The following is a 17,205-nucleotide window of genomic DNA, read 5'->3' as shown; positions in this document are numbered from 1 at the left end:
TATATAGGTGCCCAGTAATGCGATGTGAGTGTTTGTAAGGAGTATGAGGGTTAGGTAAAAATTGTGATATCAGGCATGAAAATAATAAGGTCTAAGAAGTATCGAAGCAAAACTATAGTGAACAATAGGTCGATTAGACTTGGCATTTAGCACATATGTGATGCTGACAGAAGACAACTTATCGGCAATTTATCTTGGTTTAGACCTGCTTATTATAGGTCTTCTTGTTATAATACCCAGACCATTTACTTAGCATGGCAGAGATGCCTTGATCTTACGGATTATGCCTTTATGATGACCATCGCCGGACAACCGTTTCTTACCGATTTTCAGACGCAGCAACTCATCAGTCAGTTCCAGCAAAAAACCGAGCTAAATGTTAGTCAAATAAGTACTCAGCAAGTATACGTGCTATCACGCGAATTGAGCGGTGATGAGCATAAAAAAGCGCTAGATTTACTGGCGGTTGATGCATCAACAACGCTAGATGCGCCGCAAGACAATCAAAGACAAGTGATCGTTGGGCCACGTTTTGGCACCATCTCACCATGGGCAAGTAAAGCGACCGATATCTTTAATAATTGTGAAATCGAGATCAATCGTGTTGAGCGTGTGGTTGTTTATACGTTAACCCTCGATGAAAAAACAGACGGTGACGCAGGCGAAAAACTATCCGTAGACGCTGAGCAGTTATTGTTTGACCGTATGACTCAGAGCTTGGTTTATGACTTGAGCGATGTCAGCAAATTGTTTGACGATCAAGCGCCAGCTTCACTCAATCATATCGATGTGATCGGCGAAGGTCAGTCAGCGCTAGAGTCTGCCAATACCGAGTTCGGCTTTGCGTTATCCAGTGAAGATATCGACTATCTGATGAATGCGTACGTCAATGAATTAGGTCGCAATCCAACTGACGTTGAGCTGATGATGTTTGCACAGGCCAACTCAGAGCATTGCCGTCATAAGATTTTTAATGCTCAGTGGACAGTTGACGGCGAAGCACAGCCAAAATCATTGTTCCAAATGATCAAAAACACTTACCAGTCGAACCCGCAAGGTATCTTGTCAGCATATAAAGACAACGCCGCTGTGATGGCTGGGTCTGATGGTATGCGTTTTTATCCTATCCCAACGGACGCGATGGATGCCAACTCAATCCATCCTTATGGATTTCATCAAGAAGACATCGATATCTTGATGAAAGTTGAGACGCACAATCACCCAACGGCGATTGCCCCGTATTCAGGCGCGGCGACTGGTTCTGGTGGTGAGATTCGTGACGAAGGCGCAACAGGTCGCGGCGGTAAGCCAAAAGCGGGTCTAGCAGGCTTCCACGTGTCGCATCTGCACATTCCAGAGCTTAGCGAGAAATGGGAGCAGTCAGGTCAGTTGAGCACGCAAGCATATGGTACGCCAGACCGCATGGCAACCAGCCTTGAGATTATGACGGAAGCGCCATTAGGCAGTGCCAACTTCTCAAACGAATTTGGTCGTCCTAATCTGTGCGGTTATTTCCGTAGTTTTCAGCTAGATACGTCTGCGGCAAAAGACGGTAGCGAGATGCGCGGCTATCATAAGCCAATCATGCTGGCAGGTGGTTACGGCAATATCAAACGCAATCTGATTGAAAAAAATGCCATTAAAAAAGGCGATTTACTCATCGTTCTGGGTGGCCCTGCGATGCAAATCGGTCTAGGCGGCGGCGCGGCATCGTCAGTCGATAGTGGCGAGCTCGATGAAGGGTTGGATTTTGCCTCAGTTCAGCGCGATAACGCTGAGATGGAGCGTCGTTGCCAAGAAGTCATCGATCGCTGCTGGGCGCTGGCCGGAGACGATGTAGACGCCAGTAATAACAGTAAAGACGGCAACCCAATCGTCTCACTACATGACGTAGGCGCAGGCGGTCTGTCTAATGCGATGCCAGAGCTGGTCAATGACCATGAAATGGGCGCGCATCTGAACTTGCGTAAGATCCCCTCATTGGAAGCGGGCATGTCGCCAATGGCGATCTGGTCTAATGAAGCGCAAGAGCGTTATGTGCTAGCGATTCGCCCAGAGAGCAAAGATCAATTCGACGCCATCTGTGCCCGTGAGCGCTGCCCATATGCCATCTTGGGCGAGGCGACGGATATCCGTCAGCTAATCGTTGATGATGAATTATTGGCTGAACAACCAGTCGACATGCCGATGCAAGTATTGCTCGGTGGTACACCAAAAATGCAGCGCAGCTTTGAGCGTCAAGAGAATACATTGCCAGCACTAGAGCTTGGCGAAGTTAACTTAGCCGAGTCAATCACCGATGTATTGCGTCACCCAACAGTAGCAAGCAAATCGTTCTTGATTAGCATTGGTGATCGCTCCATCACGGGTATGGTCGTGCGTGATCAGTATGTGGGTCGCTATCAAGTGCCTGTATCAGATTGCGCGGTGACGGCATCAGGCTTAGTGGCACTAGATGGTCAGCCGATGACTGGTGAAGCCATGAGTGTCGGTGAACGTACGCCTGTTGCGTTGATCAGTCCAAAAGCTTCTGCACGTCTGGCAGTCGGTGAAGCCATTACCAACATCGCTGGTGCGCGTATCGCTCAGTTGTCTGATATCACCATGTCAGCGAACTGGATGGCAGCGTGCGGTGATGATGCAGAAGATGCGGCACTCTTCGATGCGGTACATGCAATCGGCGAAGAGCTGTGTCCAGCACTCGGTATCGCTATTCCAGTCGGTAAAGACTCGCTATCGATGCGTGCCAACTGGAGTGATGAAGAGGGCGCTGATAAATCAGTCGTGTCACCAATGAGCTTGGTCGTGACTGCGTTTGCCCCTGTCGTTGACGTCGCAAAAACGCTAACCCCTGAGCTAATCAATGGCGACAGCGCGTTTTACCGTATTGACTTGTCTAAAGGCAAGCTACGTCTAGGTGGTTCAATCCTTGCGCAAACGTTAAGCCAACTCGGTAACGACTGCCCAGATCTAGCGCAGCCAAGCGACTTGATCGACTTCTTTAACTTTATCCAAGCGGGTAACGCGCAAGGCGTCATCAGCGCCTATCACGATATCGGTGATGGCGGTCTATTAGCGACCATCGCAGAGATGCAGTTCACCAGCCGTCAGGGTATTAAGCTGTCATTAAATGATGACAACTTACTCGGTCAGCTGTTCAGTGAAGAGCTGGGCGCGGTCATCCAAGTACTGCCAGAAAACGTCGCGGCGCTAATGCAATTAGCAGAAGAGTTCAACGTCGCTGATATGCTCAGCCTCGTCGGTCAAAGTTCTGAAGAAGACAGCTTACTAATCCAAACGCCTTTGCACATGGGTGATGACACTCTACGCTTTAGCCGTACTGAATTGCAGCAAGCGTGGACGCAGGTCAGCTATCAAATCGCGCGCCGCCGTGATAACCCAGCGTGCGTACAGCAAGAGTATGACTTGATTAGCGACGCGAGCCATAAAGGCCTCATAGCTGCGCCAAACTTTGATCTGAATCAAAAAGTGGAAGCGCCTTATGTAAACAGCCGTGCTGATGCTAATAACAGCCAACCAAGAGTCGCCATCCTGCGTGAACAAGGCGTCAACGGTCAGACAGAAATGGCAGCAGGCTTTACCCAAGCTGGCTTTGAAGCGGTCGATGTCCACATGAGCGATCTGCTCAGCGGTCGCATCAACCTACGTGACTTCGATGGTCTGGTCGCTTGTGGTGGCTTTAGTTATGGTGATGTACTCGGCGCAGGCTCAGGCTGGGCGAACTCTATCTTGTTCCATGACGAGCTGCGTATGCAGTTTGTGCGCTTCTTCGCCCGTCCTGATACCTTTAGCTTAGGCGTCTGTAACGGCTGTCAGATGATGGCACAGCTAAAAGACCTGATCCCAGGTGCAGAGAACTTCCCACGCTTCGTCGCTAATAAATCCGCTCGTTTTGAAGCGCGTACCGTCAACGTAAAAGTTGAGCGTACCAAGTCAATTCTGTTCAAAGGCATGCAAGACAGTATCTTGCCAATCGCTGTGGCGCATGGTGAAGGCTATGCTACGCTGAACAATACCGAGATCGACGGTATGGCAAACCACGGTCAGCTCGCGATGCGTTATGTCGATAGCCAAGGTCATCCAACCGAGACCTATCCGCTCAATCCAAACGGCTCGCTCGGCGGTGTCACGGGTCTATGTAGCACCGATGGTCGCGTCACTATCATGATGCCGCATCCTGAGCGTAACCTAAAAGCGTATAACCACAGCTGGAAACCAGAAGCGTGGGATGAAGACGGCGCGTGGATGCGTATGTTCCGTAACGCTCGCGCTTGGTTTAGATAGGTTAAGCTCGTTTAGATTATTGTTGTAAGCATAAAAAAAGGTGGGCGTAATGCTCACCTTTTTTGTGTTTGGAATTTGGGTTTTAAAGGTGTGGGAGCTGATCCTGCTTTTCGCTACTATCTTGGTCGTCCACTGGGGCGGTGGCTAAGGCTAGAGGCGTTCCAACATTCAAGCGACCACCTCTAGCCAAGCCTCCGCAGCCCAGTGACCAACCAAGTATATCCGCTGCAATCAGGGCTAGCGGTAGCATCGGGTTCTTGCTAGTATCAGATGTAGTTTAAACTTTTTATCATGTACAAACCTACATATCATCTCGTTAGATTTATGTCGTTTATGCTCAATCATCAACATCTAAAATAAGAGTTCTAAATTTATGCAGCGTAAAGAATATTATGATGGCATTGAAATGCGTTTAAACTGGTTAGTTGAGCGCACTAATTCTAGAGCGAAACAAAATATATTAGACTTAAATATTCATGCAGAGACCTTCTTTGAAAAACTATTAAATGTTATCTATGACTTATGTCTTGAAAATTTAAATAAAGTTAGTAAAAATGCAAAAGGTGTAGACTTAATCGATAGGACTAATAAAATAGCATTCCAAGTCACAAGTACAGCTACTACTACAAAAATTAATAATAGCATCAAGAAGTTAGGAAAAGATTATCAAGGATATACGCTTAAGTTTATGTTCATAGGTAACGGCATTCACAGTAAACTTTCGAAAAAATCATATAACGATAATTCTTACGTTAATTTTGATCCAGCGAATGATATTTTTGATGTAACTACTCTTTTAAGTGAAATTATTCATACCAATGATATTCACAAAATAGAAAAAATATATACTTTGTGTGAGAGTGAAATTCCTCTAAACGAAGTGGAACGTAATACAAATCTAATTGAAGAATATAACTATAATAAAGTCCTTTCTAGTGCATACCAGTACAACAAAAATGCTTACTCTGAGATATCTATCCTTAGTGTACAAAAACCTATCGGCTTACAAAGTCTATGGATTCCTTTAGAAGCAAATATTGTTAATGATAAAGAGAATGAGAATCTGAACTTAGACTCAACTATCGAAAGGTATCAAAATTGGTACAAAGAAAAACGTAATAATGAAACTACCATTGACTCCTTTACCTTTGGAAGGTTTATAAAAAAATGTGTTGTAATAGGTGGCGCTGGTATAGGAAAAACTACGCTATTTCGTAAGCTAGCCTTGGATTATAGCGACGAAGGGTACTTTGTTCTATTCGTTAAGTTGTCAAAACTAACGGATATGCTATCAGATAGTAGCAAGGGTTTCGAAGAGTGCTTGATAAGTTGTGCGTTTGATAGAACGATTCAAACTGATAATGCTAGTGTATTACTGAAAAATGCAGTGATATTAGCTGATGGTTTAGATGAGTGTTTTCAACATCAGCCTAAGATGATTCAATACTTTTCAAAACTCTCGAAAGACTATCCAGAATCACGAATTTTGATATCAACTCGTCCAATAGGCTACAAGCTAAGTTTAATAAGTGATTGGCGACGCTATGAACTAAAGCCCATTGATGATAACGAATTTGAAAGTGCAGTAAAGCAACTCTCTACAGTCATTTCTCCAGAGGTATCAATTGATGAAGCTGTTCTGAAACAGATAAAAACCTCTAAAATCAGTCATCTAGTTAAAAGAAACCCACTGATTCTAAGTTTAGTTATTGTTCTTGTACAGAGAGGTATAGAGGCAAATACTAATTATGCTTCTTTGTACAGACAACTATTCTTTTTGATTGAAAAAGAAAGTTCAAATAGAGAAGTATCTATAGAGATATCAGAAATTCAATTACAGGAATTTTTATACCTGTTAGGGTGGATAATATTAAGAGATGGATATAAGCCGCTAAAGGAAGTAGTGATCCTATGCTACGAAGAATGGAGAGAAGAATTACAACTTCCAAGGTTTCAAGCAATCAAATTAATCGAAAATTGTATTGAATACTGGGTAGCGAAAGGAATTATTGAAAGAGTTAATGACTTAACAGATGAAACTGTTTTGTTCATACATAAAACATTGGGTGAGTATGCTGCTGCTGAATATCTGAAACTACAAAGTATCGATGTTAAAGAAGAATTTATTTTATCAGCATTTTCAAATTCTCAATACAGTGAAACTCTGACATTTCTTAGTCACCTAGGTCTAAGCTCCAAGATTTTGGAATTATGGAATGAGAAATACTCTGCTAATAATAGACCTAAAGATATCAATATATATGAATTTATATTGAATGCAGGTATTGATTATAATTCAGATGAAATAGACAGCTTTATAAATTTGTGTTGGGAAATAACAGAGGATTCTTTTTCTACAAACCGTTATACGAGCGGAGCAATACTATGTCACATTGCTAAATATACATGGAATAAAATTGAACTTAGTGTTGAAGAAAGAATAGATTCTGTTGACAACTGGGTATCGTTTATAGCACTAAATTGCAAATTGACAACTCAGGAAATGATCACGCTAAAAGATATTAATGTCTGTATTAAGAAATTAGAAAAAAATACTGTCTCTAGAAAAAATATAAGTATTCGCTCTTATATGAATAATCAGACTATAAGTTTAAAAAATAATTTTATAAAATTATTGTTAGAAAAAACTTTGGATGCTGGAGAGGAAGATGGGTTGGAAGTATTGGAGTCTTACTTAAATTCTAAAAATGGTGAATTGAGTATAGGCTTAATATTAGATATAAATAAGATATATTCTACGTATGATAAGCCTAGTCCAAATTATGGGCTGACAAGTAGTATATTACTTTCTAAGTCAGATACTAAAGAAATGGAAAGTGTCTTCAGTTATTTGTCTAGTCCGTTGTACAAGACACAAGAACGAAAGAAAAGTCTTAATTTCTTCAAAGCAATCGCTAAACAAGAGTATAAAATAAATCTCGATTTTAAAAAAATGTTCGAGTTAAGTGCGCTTGTTAGTCTAAGTGGAATAATGGAAATGTATCCACGAGATTTAGATGTTTTCATTCAAGATATTACTAAAGATGATGCTAGGCATTTAATTTTTATATCATTAGCAAATCTTGTTGATTTAAATTATGAATATATATCGAATCAAGCTGGTTCGATAATTAAAAAGCTAATGGATAAAGAAAATGAGCTTATTTATCCTATACATAGGCTTCCTAAAGTAGATATCGAATTGCAATTTGAGAATAAGTTAAGTATAGAATTATTAACAGTTTTTAAGGAAATTATATTAACATCTGAAAGATTTTTAATAGCAAATGCTTGTCGCCTGTTCCTATCATATCCTGAATCAGAAAGCTTTGAAACGTACTTAGAGCTTATAAAAGATGGACAAGGTCTATCGCTTTCATATATAGGTGCTATGAGCGAACATTATCAGAGTCTGGAAAATACTGATAAGATTCAAAAACTATTTTTAGAGAAGTTGTTGAGAGATAATTTAGTAAGTGGCTGTGAGTATTTATACCAGTATGTTAGAGAACCGTATAACGAGAGTCATATCCAAGTAATAATAAAAGGTCTTAATTCAACAAATCCAATTATTGCAATTGGAGCAACAGAACTACTTGATAAGATGCCACTTAATCTTATAAGCTTAGATAAAGCGAAAGAGCTTTACTTGTTATGGAAAGATATAGAAGAGCCATATCCAGTCAAAGGAGGTACTGTTCCACATACTCCAAGAGAAAATTTAGCGAAAATACTAATTAAATATCATTATCACGATGAAATTTTCATACAACAAATGATGTTAGATATGAGACCTGATATTAAAAAACAAGCAATACAGCCTTTCGTTGATTATTGTAAAGACTCAAGTCAGTTAAGATACTGGTTTGTAGGCAAGGTTGAAAGAAAAGAGATAAGTGCAGACTTGTTAAAGAAATGTATTACTGAAGGCAGTTTTTTGAAGGATAGCCATCTTGTCTTAGAACTATTGAATAGTGAGAGTGCCGGTATTCGAGAAAATGCTTTAGGAATCTTAAACACAAAATACTGCTCTAAAATTGAAGTGGAAGCTTATGCAAAAAAATTATTAAATGATGAAGTTATAAAAATTAGACAATTTGCTAAAGAAGTCTTAGAGCAATCAAATTATGAATCTTAGCACTTTCTTTTAGCACACAAGTATAATAGGTAGAAAGCGATTTCACCTCCTGCTCTTGTTCTTGCTTGGCTTTTTCTTTTAGATATTTTTGTAGATCGTCTTACCTAGAATTACTCATTATTTACCACTATTCTTATTTTCTAATATCCAAAAAAACGGCACTGAGATCAGTGCCGTCTTATAAATCGTGACAATGTAAAAGCTAATCACGACTCCTCAAATGATGAATCGCCAAAATCAATCCCAGCTTAAAATCACCTTACCGCATTGCCCACTTTCCATGACATCAAAGCCTTCTTGAAAGTCATCGATGTGCATGCGATGGGTAATGATTGGCGACAGATCAATACCGCTAATCAGCATTTGCTCCATCTGATACCACGTCTCCCACATCTCGCGACCATAGATACCTTTTAGGGTTAACGCCTTAAAGATAATCTTGCTCCAATCCACCGTGGTGGTGTTAGGTAAAATGCCCAAGAGCGCAATTTTAGAGCCGTTATACATGTTAGTAATCATCGAATCAAAGGCCTGAGGCGAGCCTGACATCTCAAGCCCAATGTCAAAGCCGTGCATTTTTAAGGTATCGATAGCGCCTTCGATAGTTTCGCCTTTGGCTGGGTTGATGGTCATCGTCGCGCCCATTTTTTTGGCAAGCTCTAGGCGATAATCACTGATATCACTGACCACAATATTACGCGCTCCTGCGAAGCGGCAAATCGCTGTTGCCATTGAACCAATCAGCCCCGCACCCGTAATCAGTACATCTTCACCAAGGACAGGAAATGAAAGGGCAGTATGAGTAGCATTGCCAAAAGGGTCCATAATGGCGGCCATCTCATCGCTGATACGTTCATCGAGTTTGATGACATTATCGGCAGGTATCACCAAGTATTCGGCAAACGCGCCATCACGGTCAACGCCCACGCCGATGGTGTTTTCGCACACATGTAGCTTACCACGGCGGCAGTTACGGCAATGTCCGCAAGCGATATGGCCTTCGCCGGTGACTCGGTCGCCCACTTCCAGATGCTTGACGCCATCGCCCATTTCACTAATGACACCGACGTATTCATGTCCGATAATCATCGGCGTCTTGATGGTGTTTTGTGACCAATCATCCCACTTATAAATGTGTAAATCTGTGCCACAAATGGCGGTTTTTTTAATTTTAATTTTTACGTCATTGATGCCGACGGTCGGTTCTGGCACGTCTTGCATCCAGATGCCTTTTTTGGCATGGGCTTTAACCAGTGCTTTCATACTCTTCTCTTATTTAACGGTGTTGCATTTTATTGTTGAATCTAGGGCGTGTTTTCATTTTAAAAATGGTAATAAAAATGAGATAAATTGCCGTCAAACAAGGAAAATAGTGTCGATAATATCGAGATATTAACCAGCTATTTGACACAGTTTGGCAAAATTTAGCCATTTTTAACCCATTTAGATGACCATCGATTGAATTGAAGATATGCCCTAGATAAATACCGAACGACGCTTAATCAATCACTTTCATTTGCTTGGCGACTTTGGTAAAGGCGGCGATACACTGGTCTAGCTGCTCGCGAGTATGAGCGGCAGAGAGCTGGACACGAATGCGAGCCTCATTTTTGGGGACGACAGGGTAGAAGAAGCCAATCACATAAATGCCCTCTTCAAGCAGTGCCTCTGCCATTTGTTGTGAGACATTGGCGTCATAAAGCATCACCGCGCAAATTGCCGATTCGGTGGGCTTGATATCGAAGCCTGCATCTTGCATTTGCTTGACAAAATAGGCGGTGTTTTCATGCAGTTTGTCTTGTAGGGTATTGTCCTCTGCTAGCATCTCAAACGCTTTTAACCCAGCGGCTGCGATCATGGGCGGAATGGAGTTTGAAAACAGATACGGGCGTGAGCGTTGACGTAGCATCTCAACCATTTCTTTTTTACCCGTCGTAAAGCCGCCAATCGCACCGCCAAATGCCTTGCCCAAAGTCCCCGTAATCAGCTCAATATCACCGCGTAGATCAAACAATTCAGTCACGCCGCCACCCGTGCGACCGACCACGCCTGCTGAATGACACTCGTCAATCATGATCATGGCATCATATTTTTGTGCCAACGCATAAATCTCATCCATCGGCGCCACATTACCATCCATTGAAAACACGGCATCGGTGACAATCAAACGAAAACGCTGTGCTTGCGCCGCTTGCAGCTGAGTCTCTAAATCTTGCATATCTGCATTGGCATAGCGATAACGCGCCGCTTTACACAGGCGCACACCATCGATGATTGAGGCATGGTTTAACGAATCAGAAATAATGGCATCCTCGGCGGTCAATAGTGGCTCAAAGACACCGCCATTGGCATCGAAACAGGCCGCATAAAGAATCGTATCTTCGGTATTGAAAAACTTAGAAATCGCTGCCTCTAATTGCTTGTGCAAATCTTGCGTACCACAAATAAAACGTACCGATGACATGCCATAACCTGAGTCTTCAATGGCCTCGGTAGCTGCTTTTTTAATCTCAGGATGGTCAGACAATCCAAGGTAATTATTGGCACAGAAGTTCAGCATTTCACGGCCGTCGGCAATCGTGATGAGCGCATCTTGCGGAGAAGTGATAACGCGCTCAGTTTTATACAGCCCTGCGTCGCGGATATCGCTGATTTCTTGTTGTAGATGTTTTTGAAAGGCTTGGTACATAATGGTTCCTTTTTTACTATTATTGGCGTTTGCTTAGGGTTTGTTGATAGAGCCAAATTATTTGCTTATTGAGCCGGTTAAGCACAGATGTCTAAATACTGACGCACCACATTATCCATACCTTGCTCTAGTGATTCAATCGTAAACGCATGACCGATAGACACCTCAGCGATATCACCAAGACTGAGCAACTCGGCTAAATTCTCTAAATTCAAATCATGACCGGCGTTGACGCGAATGCCGTTGTCACTGGCGAGGGTAATACAGTCGCCAAAGCGTTGCTTGACCTCATCGAAATCAATATTGTCATCGTTCTTACCATTACTGTAGGTGCGCGCCCATTCTTCGGTATACATCTCGATCGTTTGCACGTCGCTGTCGATGACTGCTTTGATTTGCTCGATATCAGGATCGATAAATACCGCGCAGCGTGTGCCAAACCCTTGCAACTCATGACTCAACGCTGACAGCATGTCTTTATGTTTGATGATGTCGAAACCATGATCGGAGGTGAGTTGGTCTTCGCTGTCGGGCACGAGCGTACATTGATGCGGTTTGACTTCACGGATAATCTTTAAGAACTGCTCGTTTGGGTTGCCCTCAATATTGAACTCAATCTCTGGATAGTCTGTCAAAAACTGACTGATATCGTAGACATCTTGGTATCTGATATGACGCTCATCAGGTCGCGGATGTACGGTGAAGCCTTTGACACCCAGATCAATCAGCTTCTTCACAAAGTACAGCAGATTGGGATAATCTGTGCCTCTTGAGTTTCTAATTAAGGCGAGTTTGTTTAAATTGACACTAAATAGGGTGCTCATAATATGTCCTTTTTCATTGTTGTTATGTCCGATAATAAAACATAGACCTTATGTTATCACGCTTGACTGGTATGAATTTTCTGGCGTGCTGTGTCTACGCTGACAGAGGCTGAGAAAAATTCCTGCCAGTCGCGCTAGTTATCTTTTTAAACTACCTATATTTGTATCGCTTTAATAAAAATCATCGCGACTAGCATACTTCATATTGAGCGCCTGTAATATCGCATAGGTTTCGCTATCCATATTACCGGTTGGCTGCTGCGGTCTGAAATGCAGTTGAAACGCATAGATGACATCGCGGCTAGGCTTGTCCCACTCGTCGCTATTATTGATTTGATAGCCATATTTGCGAAAAGCTTGCTTGATCTCCTGCACGCTTGGCGCGACCAAGGTACGCCGACTCATAATTTCTTGCTTGTCCGCTTCATCATACCAAGCGCCGATACCATACTCTTTATACAGTCGCTCCCATGGAAATTTTGCACCCGGGTCGATCTTGCGCGAGGGTGCCATATCTGCATGACCGATTATATTTTTTGGTGAGATGTCATAGCGTCTAGCGATATCTTGCACCAGCGCCGCGACCTTCTTAATCTGCAATTCATCAAATTCTACATAATGCTCATAAGGATGGTAATCCATATTGCCATTCTTTAGCGCGTCTCGATATTCAGGCTTGATCCCTGCGTTGACGATTTCGATACCGATAGACGTATCATTGAGGATGGTTCTACCTGAAAAGCCACCGTCGCCTGCATGCCACGCGCGCTCAGACTCTGGAACGAGGTTATAGATTTTATCATCGTCACTGTCTAAAACCAGATAGTGCGCGCTCACATTGCCCGTAGTCAATGTTTTGATTGAGCGCTCATTATCTGAGACCGTGTAGTGCAGGACGATGGTTTTGATGCGCTGGCTTTTGCCAGTCGATTGATAGGTGTCGCTGTCGATGACGTAATTTTTGGTCGTTGCGACTGGTGAGGTCGTTGTCACGCAGCCAATCAAAGGCAGGGTTAAGCCAAGTGCTAAAAAGATGTTCTTTACCATGAAATGCTCTATATAGGAAGAGTTGTGGTTATAGCTTCGTTTGCGTTTGATGCTATTGGTGTCTATTTCGTTCGACAGGTAAATGCTACTTTCCGTTAACTAACGACAGACTTAACGTTAGGATTGACTGCGATTTTTTTATAACCAATTGCCCCGAGCAGAATAAAGAATCCCAATAAGACATAAGCATTAAATGATAGCGCCGCTGGTGAAAATGGTAGTAGCAATAGCGATATGAAGACCACACTGATCAATACAGAGAGAGAATTTAGTAAGCCTGCCTGTTTCTTTTTTCGCTCATTGATAAGGTCAGCGGTCGTGACATAAGCGAAGCCAACCGTAATGCCCAAGGACGCCATCGTCACGATATCGAGCAGGTAGTTTCTACCTAGCCAAGGAGAGAGTAGACATACCAAGCATATCAATATAACGGTTTTTTGCTTACTAAATTGGTTGCGTTTATCTGTAAATACGCTAGGCAATAACGACGTGTCGCCCATAGATTCTAAGAGCTTAACTGATGACAATATAAAGCCGTTGATACCGCTCATTATCGAGCCAATCATAGCGATCGATAGCAGCCAGATACCGATGCTACCAATCCGATTGTCTATGCCTTCACCTGTCGCCCAGTGGCTGTCTTTGATTGCTTGATAGTCAAAGTTCATGTTTAGCGCGGTAAAGTAATTGATTAAAAAGTAAAACAACACACCTGCGATGAGTGAAATTAGGATAATACTTTTGGTCTTGGTTTTTGAATCGCTAATGGCTTTTGAAATCTGAGGTGTGGTCTCAAAACCAACATACGCCCACGGCATAACGGCCAAGATAGGTAACCATGCCAGACTGGTGATAGAGCTGCTAGACATATCAGCTGGCAAAAACGCTTGGCTCGTTGGTGTCATCCAAAGCGATGCAAAAAACAGCGCGGTGACTGATAGAATCATAAAAAGGGCAATATAGAGTTGGATTTTTGCGCCGACTCGTATGCCTTTTAAATTGATATAACTGAACAAAATAATAGCCGCGCTGCATAAGAACACTTCACTGGCGTAGACTTCCCAACCAGCAATCGTATACAGATAGCCTAATTGTAAGCCGCTAGGTAACAGATAGCGCAATAGCAAAGCGACAGCTGATATATTAAGCGCGATAATAGAGATATAGCCTATCGTGACGCCCCAACCATAAATATAGGCATGCTTGCGATTGATGTATTTTTCAATCCAATAGATACCGCCTGATTCATTCTCTGGCGTTTGGGTCAGCAAATTAATATAGGCACGCGCAACCATATAGATGGCTAAAGTACCGATAATAATAGCAATAGAAGAGCCTAGTAGCTGTGACTGTGGCAAAAATAAATCGCCTGGCATGACATAAGCACCCCAACCGATAATCGCACCAACGCTAATCGCTATCGCTTGTAGGTAGCTGATACTTTCTGTCTTTTCACTCATGGGGTGCTCCTTCACAATTAAAGATAGAGAAGGAGAGAGTGTTTATTATGGAGCTGACATAGAACATGAAAAACCTTGTGACGCCATTACGCAGGGTAGTGGCTATCTTTTATAAATAGAAAGTCATATTAAAGGTTTTTGTTGAGTGTTACCTTTTTAATCCTGTTGGATTTTCTTAGCCAGAACCTTTTTCCAACTGTCTTCCAAACATTCAATCTCGAGCCACGGCTCAATCACCTCAGCGTCAAACTTCTCTTTTGAATTGGACAATTGCCAAAGTGTCTCAAGCGTAGCAAACGGATAGGGACGTTTGACCAAGTAAACTGGTAAATCATCGTTAATCATGCCACCACGCACCACTTGAAAGTACCAGCCTGAGATACCTTGCTTGCTGACCCATGCTGCAATATTTGGCACTTTGGTAAACTGACCAATCTGATCGTTGATTTTGTAGCACGGGCGGCGCGGTTGGACGATACGCAGTTGCACGCTATCTTCACCGTTTATATTATCGTCGCCATACTGATAAACGTCGCCAATACAGACGTTAGACTCATTCATTTCAGGTAAGCCATCGACGGCTTCAGTGGTAAGGTTTTCTCCGAGCGTACCGATACGTACTTTTAGGTCAAACTCTGTATTGATTTTTTCATAAGTGGCAGTTGGCAATTGATGCACGGCTTTGAGTGGGCCGCCATGATGTTTGCGGTCGGCTTGCTCGTCAGTGGTCAATCCCATAAAATTGACGGCGACGGGTGCTGTAATGGGCGCTTTATCAATGGCGCTCATTTCTTCACGAGTGAACGGCATGGCTTTGCCCGCGCGGACACATACTAAGTTTGCCACATACAAGGGTAGGTCAATCTCAGAATTTGAGCGGTGAGTAGCAGACATGGGCAATCCTTAGTGATCCGTGAGAGCAGGACAAAATTTGCGCAGCAATAGTGGTAAGGATGATAGCAATCTATCCGACAATTATCCATTCTAATGGCTGTTTATCATGATAGATATGTCTAAATATCGGCACAAAAAAAGACCAGAATAACAATTCTAGTCTTTTTGATCTCATGCTTTTAGTATGACGCGATTATTGTACTCAATAATCTTATTTGTTCTTGTTGCGACGACCAGCGGTTTTCTTTTCACGCGGTGTGGCGACCAGTTCAGCCAACTGATCCGGTGATGACCATAGGCCTTCTAAGTCATAGAACTCACGCGCTTGCGGGGTCATGATATGAACGACAACTGCGCCCAAATCAATCAGCGTCCAGTCAGAGTCGATACCGCCTTCACGGCCAAGCGGCATAAAGCCTGCCTGTTTTGCTTCAGCGCCGACGCTGTCCGCCATCGCGCGTACATGACGTTTTGAAGTACCATCAGCGATGACGATACGTTCGGTGACGTCGGTCAAGTCTTCTACATTCATTACAGTGATGTTCTTTGCTTTCATATCATCTAGCGCGCTTTGTACAAGGTTCAAGCACACGGTTAAGCGTTCTTCGGTCATGGTGTTGATCATAAATTTTAATCTCTTCAATCGTAACTATTAAAAATAAAGGGGTAAAACGTCAATTTGTCTGAGTCGACTGATCATATGTCGTCAGTCACGTATAGAGACAGGATAGGCAAAATGACATAGATAAGGCGATTTTAACGGAATTGAGCAGCAGAATATAGCTGATGGGCGATAATATAGTGATAAACGGCAGGATTGAGCCATTTAGCTGATGAATTGGGGTGAGTATTGCTCATAATATCATTTATTGGTGCGATAGATGCAATTTGCCTGTCAGTGACGGGTATTTTATTTGTTTCAGTCGCCAATATTTGTAGTTGTTCGCGTATTTGCGTGCTTGATACGGCAGTGATCGGTTGCGTATCTATATAAATGCGTCCTTTCATAGCGCTTTTCAAGTCAGTGCTATTTACGTCAAGGCTATTTGTTTTTGAGCTATCGGCTTCCGTGCTATCTACCAAGCATCGAGCAATTGGGGTTAATAGCTCAATCGGTGAATCGGTTACGTGTGATTGTAAAGGTAGCGGCAGTTGCGATTGTAAGGTAGCAAGATATTGCGAAGTTGCTATATTTTTTTCAAAGAATGTAGCACTGTCAGAAATTCCATTATTGATATTATCGCTACTTTCACGATTAAAGATCCACAGATTGACATAGTCAATGAGTCGTAATCCATCCTTCCATTTATCCAAACTGTGCGCGCTGTCCATACCCATGATAAATATCAAACAATCATTAGGATACTGCTGCCTAAGTGCGCGCACACTATCAATCGTATAGACAGGCGGCGCTTGCCATAGCTCTAGCTCATTGATTTGTATCGGCGTCTCTTGTACCGCAAGCGTCAGCATGGCTAAACGATGCGCAGGATCTGTGCTTTGCGTTTTAAAGGGTGAGCGTGCATTGGGCAATAAGGAGACGTGCAAGGGGCGGTTTTGCTGCTTTGCGATTGGCAACAAGTCCTGATAGACGTGTAGAGCCACTTCTAAATGACCATTATGTACCGGATCAAATGAGCCACCAAGATAGGCACGGATGGCAGGGGCAGTTATTTTTTCTTGAGAATTATCGCTCATATTTGGCATAAATAAATGCAAATAAAAGAATGAGGGGTATGCTCTCTTTGGTATACACCATTCTTTATCCGCTAACCTTTTTATATTAAGTTTTATATTAATTGGATCGTAGCGCTATTGTAGAGGGCGGGCGAGTATCTGTCATCACTA

General features: G+C 42.7%; 11 protein-coding genes. 2 read left to right on the top strand and 9 right to left on the bottom strand.

The annotated features are described in order from the left end of the window. Nucleotides 1-291 precede the first annotated feature (291 nt). Nucleotides 292-4,305: a phosphoribosylformylglycinamidine synthase gene (purL, locus tag QO189_RS03870; protein WP_371531602.1), complete on the top strand. Its 4,014-nt coding sequence runs from the start codon at nucleotides 292-294 to the stop codon at nucleotides 4,303-4,305. Between the two features lie 82 nt (nucleotides 4,306-4,387). On the opposite strand, the gene QO189_RS03865 is transcribed toward purL, so the two are convergent. Next, nucleotides 4,388-4,555 carry a hypothetical protein gene (locus QO189_RS03865; RefSeq protein ID WP_371531601.1) on the bottom strand — a complete coding sequence of 56 codons (168 nt, stop codon included), beginning with the start codon at nucleotides 4,553-4,555 and terminating at the stop codon, nucleotides 4,388-4,390. Nucleotides 4,556-4,678: 123 nt separating this feature from the next. Between QO189_RS03865 and QO189_RS03860 the strand changes: the two genes are divergently transcribed. After that, entirely contained in the window at nucleotides 4,679-8,443 is a 3,765-nt protein-coding gene (locus QO189_RS03860; RefSeq protein WP_371531600.1) for an SMEK domain-containing protein, read from the top strand. A gap of 237 nt (nucleotides 8,444-8,680) precedes the next feature. Here the strand turns inward: QO189_RS03860 and tdh are convergent, their stop codons facing one another. From tdh to QO189_RS03820, 8 genes are all read right to left on the bottom strand, one after another. Next, nucleotides 8,681-9,706 (bottom strand): L-threonine 3-dehydrogenase, encoded by a 1,026-nt coding sequence (tdh, locus tag QO189_RS03855; protein WP_371531599.1) that lies wholly within the window; start codon nucleotides 9,704-9,706, stop codon nucleotides 8,681-8,683. A 235-nt stretch (nucleotides 9,707-9,941) separates the two neighbouring features. Then, the gene (gene kbl, locus QO189_RS03850) at nucleotides 9,942-11,132 is read right to left on the bottom strand and encodes a glycine C-acetyltransferase (protein WP_371531598.1); all 1,191 of its coding nucleotides are present in this window, start codon (nucleotides 11,130-11,132) and stop codon (nucleotides 9,942-9,944) included. Between the two features lie 77 nt (nucleotides 11,133-11,209). Beyond that, nucleotides 11,210-11,956: a pyridoxine 5'-phosphate synthase gene (locus QO189_RS03845; protein WP_371531597.1), complete on the bottom strand. Its 747-nt coding sequence runs from the start codon at nucleotides 11,954-11,956 to the stop codon at nucleotides 11,210-11,212. A 171-nt stretch (nucleotides 11,957-12,127) separates the two neighbouring features. After that, nucleotides 12,128-13,003, bottom strand: coding sequence for an N-acetylmuramoyl-L-alanine amidase (locus QO189_RS03840; protein WP_371531596.1), 876 nt, complete (start codon nucleotides 13,001-13,003; stop codon nucleotides 12,128-12,130). 95 nt (nucleotides 13,004-13,098) lie between these two features. Further along, nucleotides 13,099-14,463 (bottom strand): APC family permease, encoded by a 1,365-nt coding sequence (locus tag QO189_RS03835; RefSeq protein ID WP_371531595.1) that lies wholly within the window; start codon nucleotides 14,461-14,463, stop codon nucleotides 13,099-13,101. A gap of 156 nt (nucleotides 14,464-14,619) precedes the next feature. Further along, entirely contained in the window at nucleotides 14,620-15,357 is a 738-nt protein-coding gene (locus QO189_RS03830) for an MOSC domain-containing protein (protein WP_371531594.1), read from the bottom strand. Between the two features lie 211 nt (nucleotides 15,358-15,568). Next, nucleotides 15,569-15,982 (bottom strand): ribosome silencing factor, encoded by a 414-nt coding sequence (rsfS, locus tag QO189_RS03825; protein WP_201601366.1) that lies wholly within the window; start codon nucleotides 15,980-15,982, stop codon nucleotides 15,569-15,571. A 131-nt stretch (nucleotides 15,983-16,113) separates the two neighbouring features. Beyond that, nucleotides 16,114-17,055: a nicotinate-nicotinamide nucleotide adenylyltransferase gene (locus tag QO189_RS03820; RefSeq protein ID WP_371531593.1), complete on the bottom strand. Its 942-nt coding sequence runs from the start codon at nucleotides 17,053-17,055 to the stop codon at nucleotides 16,114-16,116. Nucleotides 17,056-17,205 lie beyond the last annotated feature (150 nt).

The organism is Psychrobacter sp. Arc29 (assembly GCF_041431175.1).
In the GTDB taxonomy this organism is placed as follows: Bacteria; Pseudomonadota; Gammaproteobacteria; order Pseudomonadales; family Moraxellaceae; genus Psychrobacter.
Note: the sequence above shows the minus strand (reverse complement) of the source record. Positions and strands in the feature narration are given on the sequence as shown.

What these genes read in the sequence shown, in the direction of transcription:
- QO189_RS03835 (WP_371531595.1), bottom strand. Translation starts at nt 14,463, where the DNA reads ATGAGTGAAAAGACAGAAAGTATCAGCTACCTACAAGCGATAGCGATT.
- QO189_RS03830 (WP_371531594.1), bottom strand. Translation starts at nt 15,357, where the DNA reads ATGTCTGCTACTCACCGCTCAAATTCTGAGATTGACCTACCCTTGTAT.
- QO189_RS03845 (WP_371531597.1), bottom strand. Translation starts at nt 11,956, where the DNA reads ATGAGCACCCTATTTAGTGTCAATTTAAACAAACTCGCCTTAATTAGA.
- tdh (WP_371531599.1), bottom strand. Translation starts at nt 9,706, where the DNA reads ATGAAAGCACTGGTTAAAGCCCATGCCAAAAAAGGCATCTGGATGCAA.
- kbl (WP_371531598.1), bottom strand. Translation starts at nt 11,132, where the DNA reads ATGTACCAAGCCTTTCAAAAACATCTACAACAAGAAATCAGCGATATC.
- QO189_RS03820 (WP_371531593.1), bottom strand. Translation starts at nt 17,055, where the DNA reads ATGAGCGATAATTCTCAAGAAAAAATAACTGCCCCTGCCATCCGTGCC.
- QO189_RS03865 (WP_371531601.1), bottom strand. Translation starts at nt 4,555, where the DNA reads ATGCTACCGCTAGCCCTGATTGCAGCGGATATACTTGGTTGGTCACTG.
- QO189_RS03840 (WP_371531596.1), bottom strand. Translation starts at nt 13,003, where the DNA reads ATGGTAAAGAACATCTTTTTAGCACTTGGCTTAACCCTGCCTTTGATT.
- rsfS (WP_201601366.1), bottom strand. Translation starts at nt 15,982, where the DNA reads ATGATCAACACCATGACCGAAGAACGCTTAACCGTGTGCTTGAACCTT.
- purL (WP_371531602.1), top strand. Translation starts at nt 292, where the DNA reads ATGATGACCATCGCCGGACAACCGTTTCTTACCGATTTTCAGACGCAG.
- QO189_RS03860 (WP_371531600.1), top strand. Translation starts at nt 4,679, where the DNA reads ATGCAGCGTAAAGAATATTATGATGGCATTGAAATGCGTTTAAACTGG.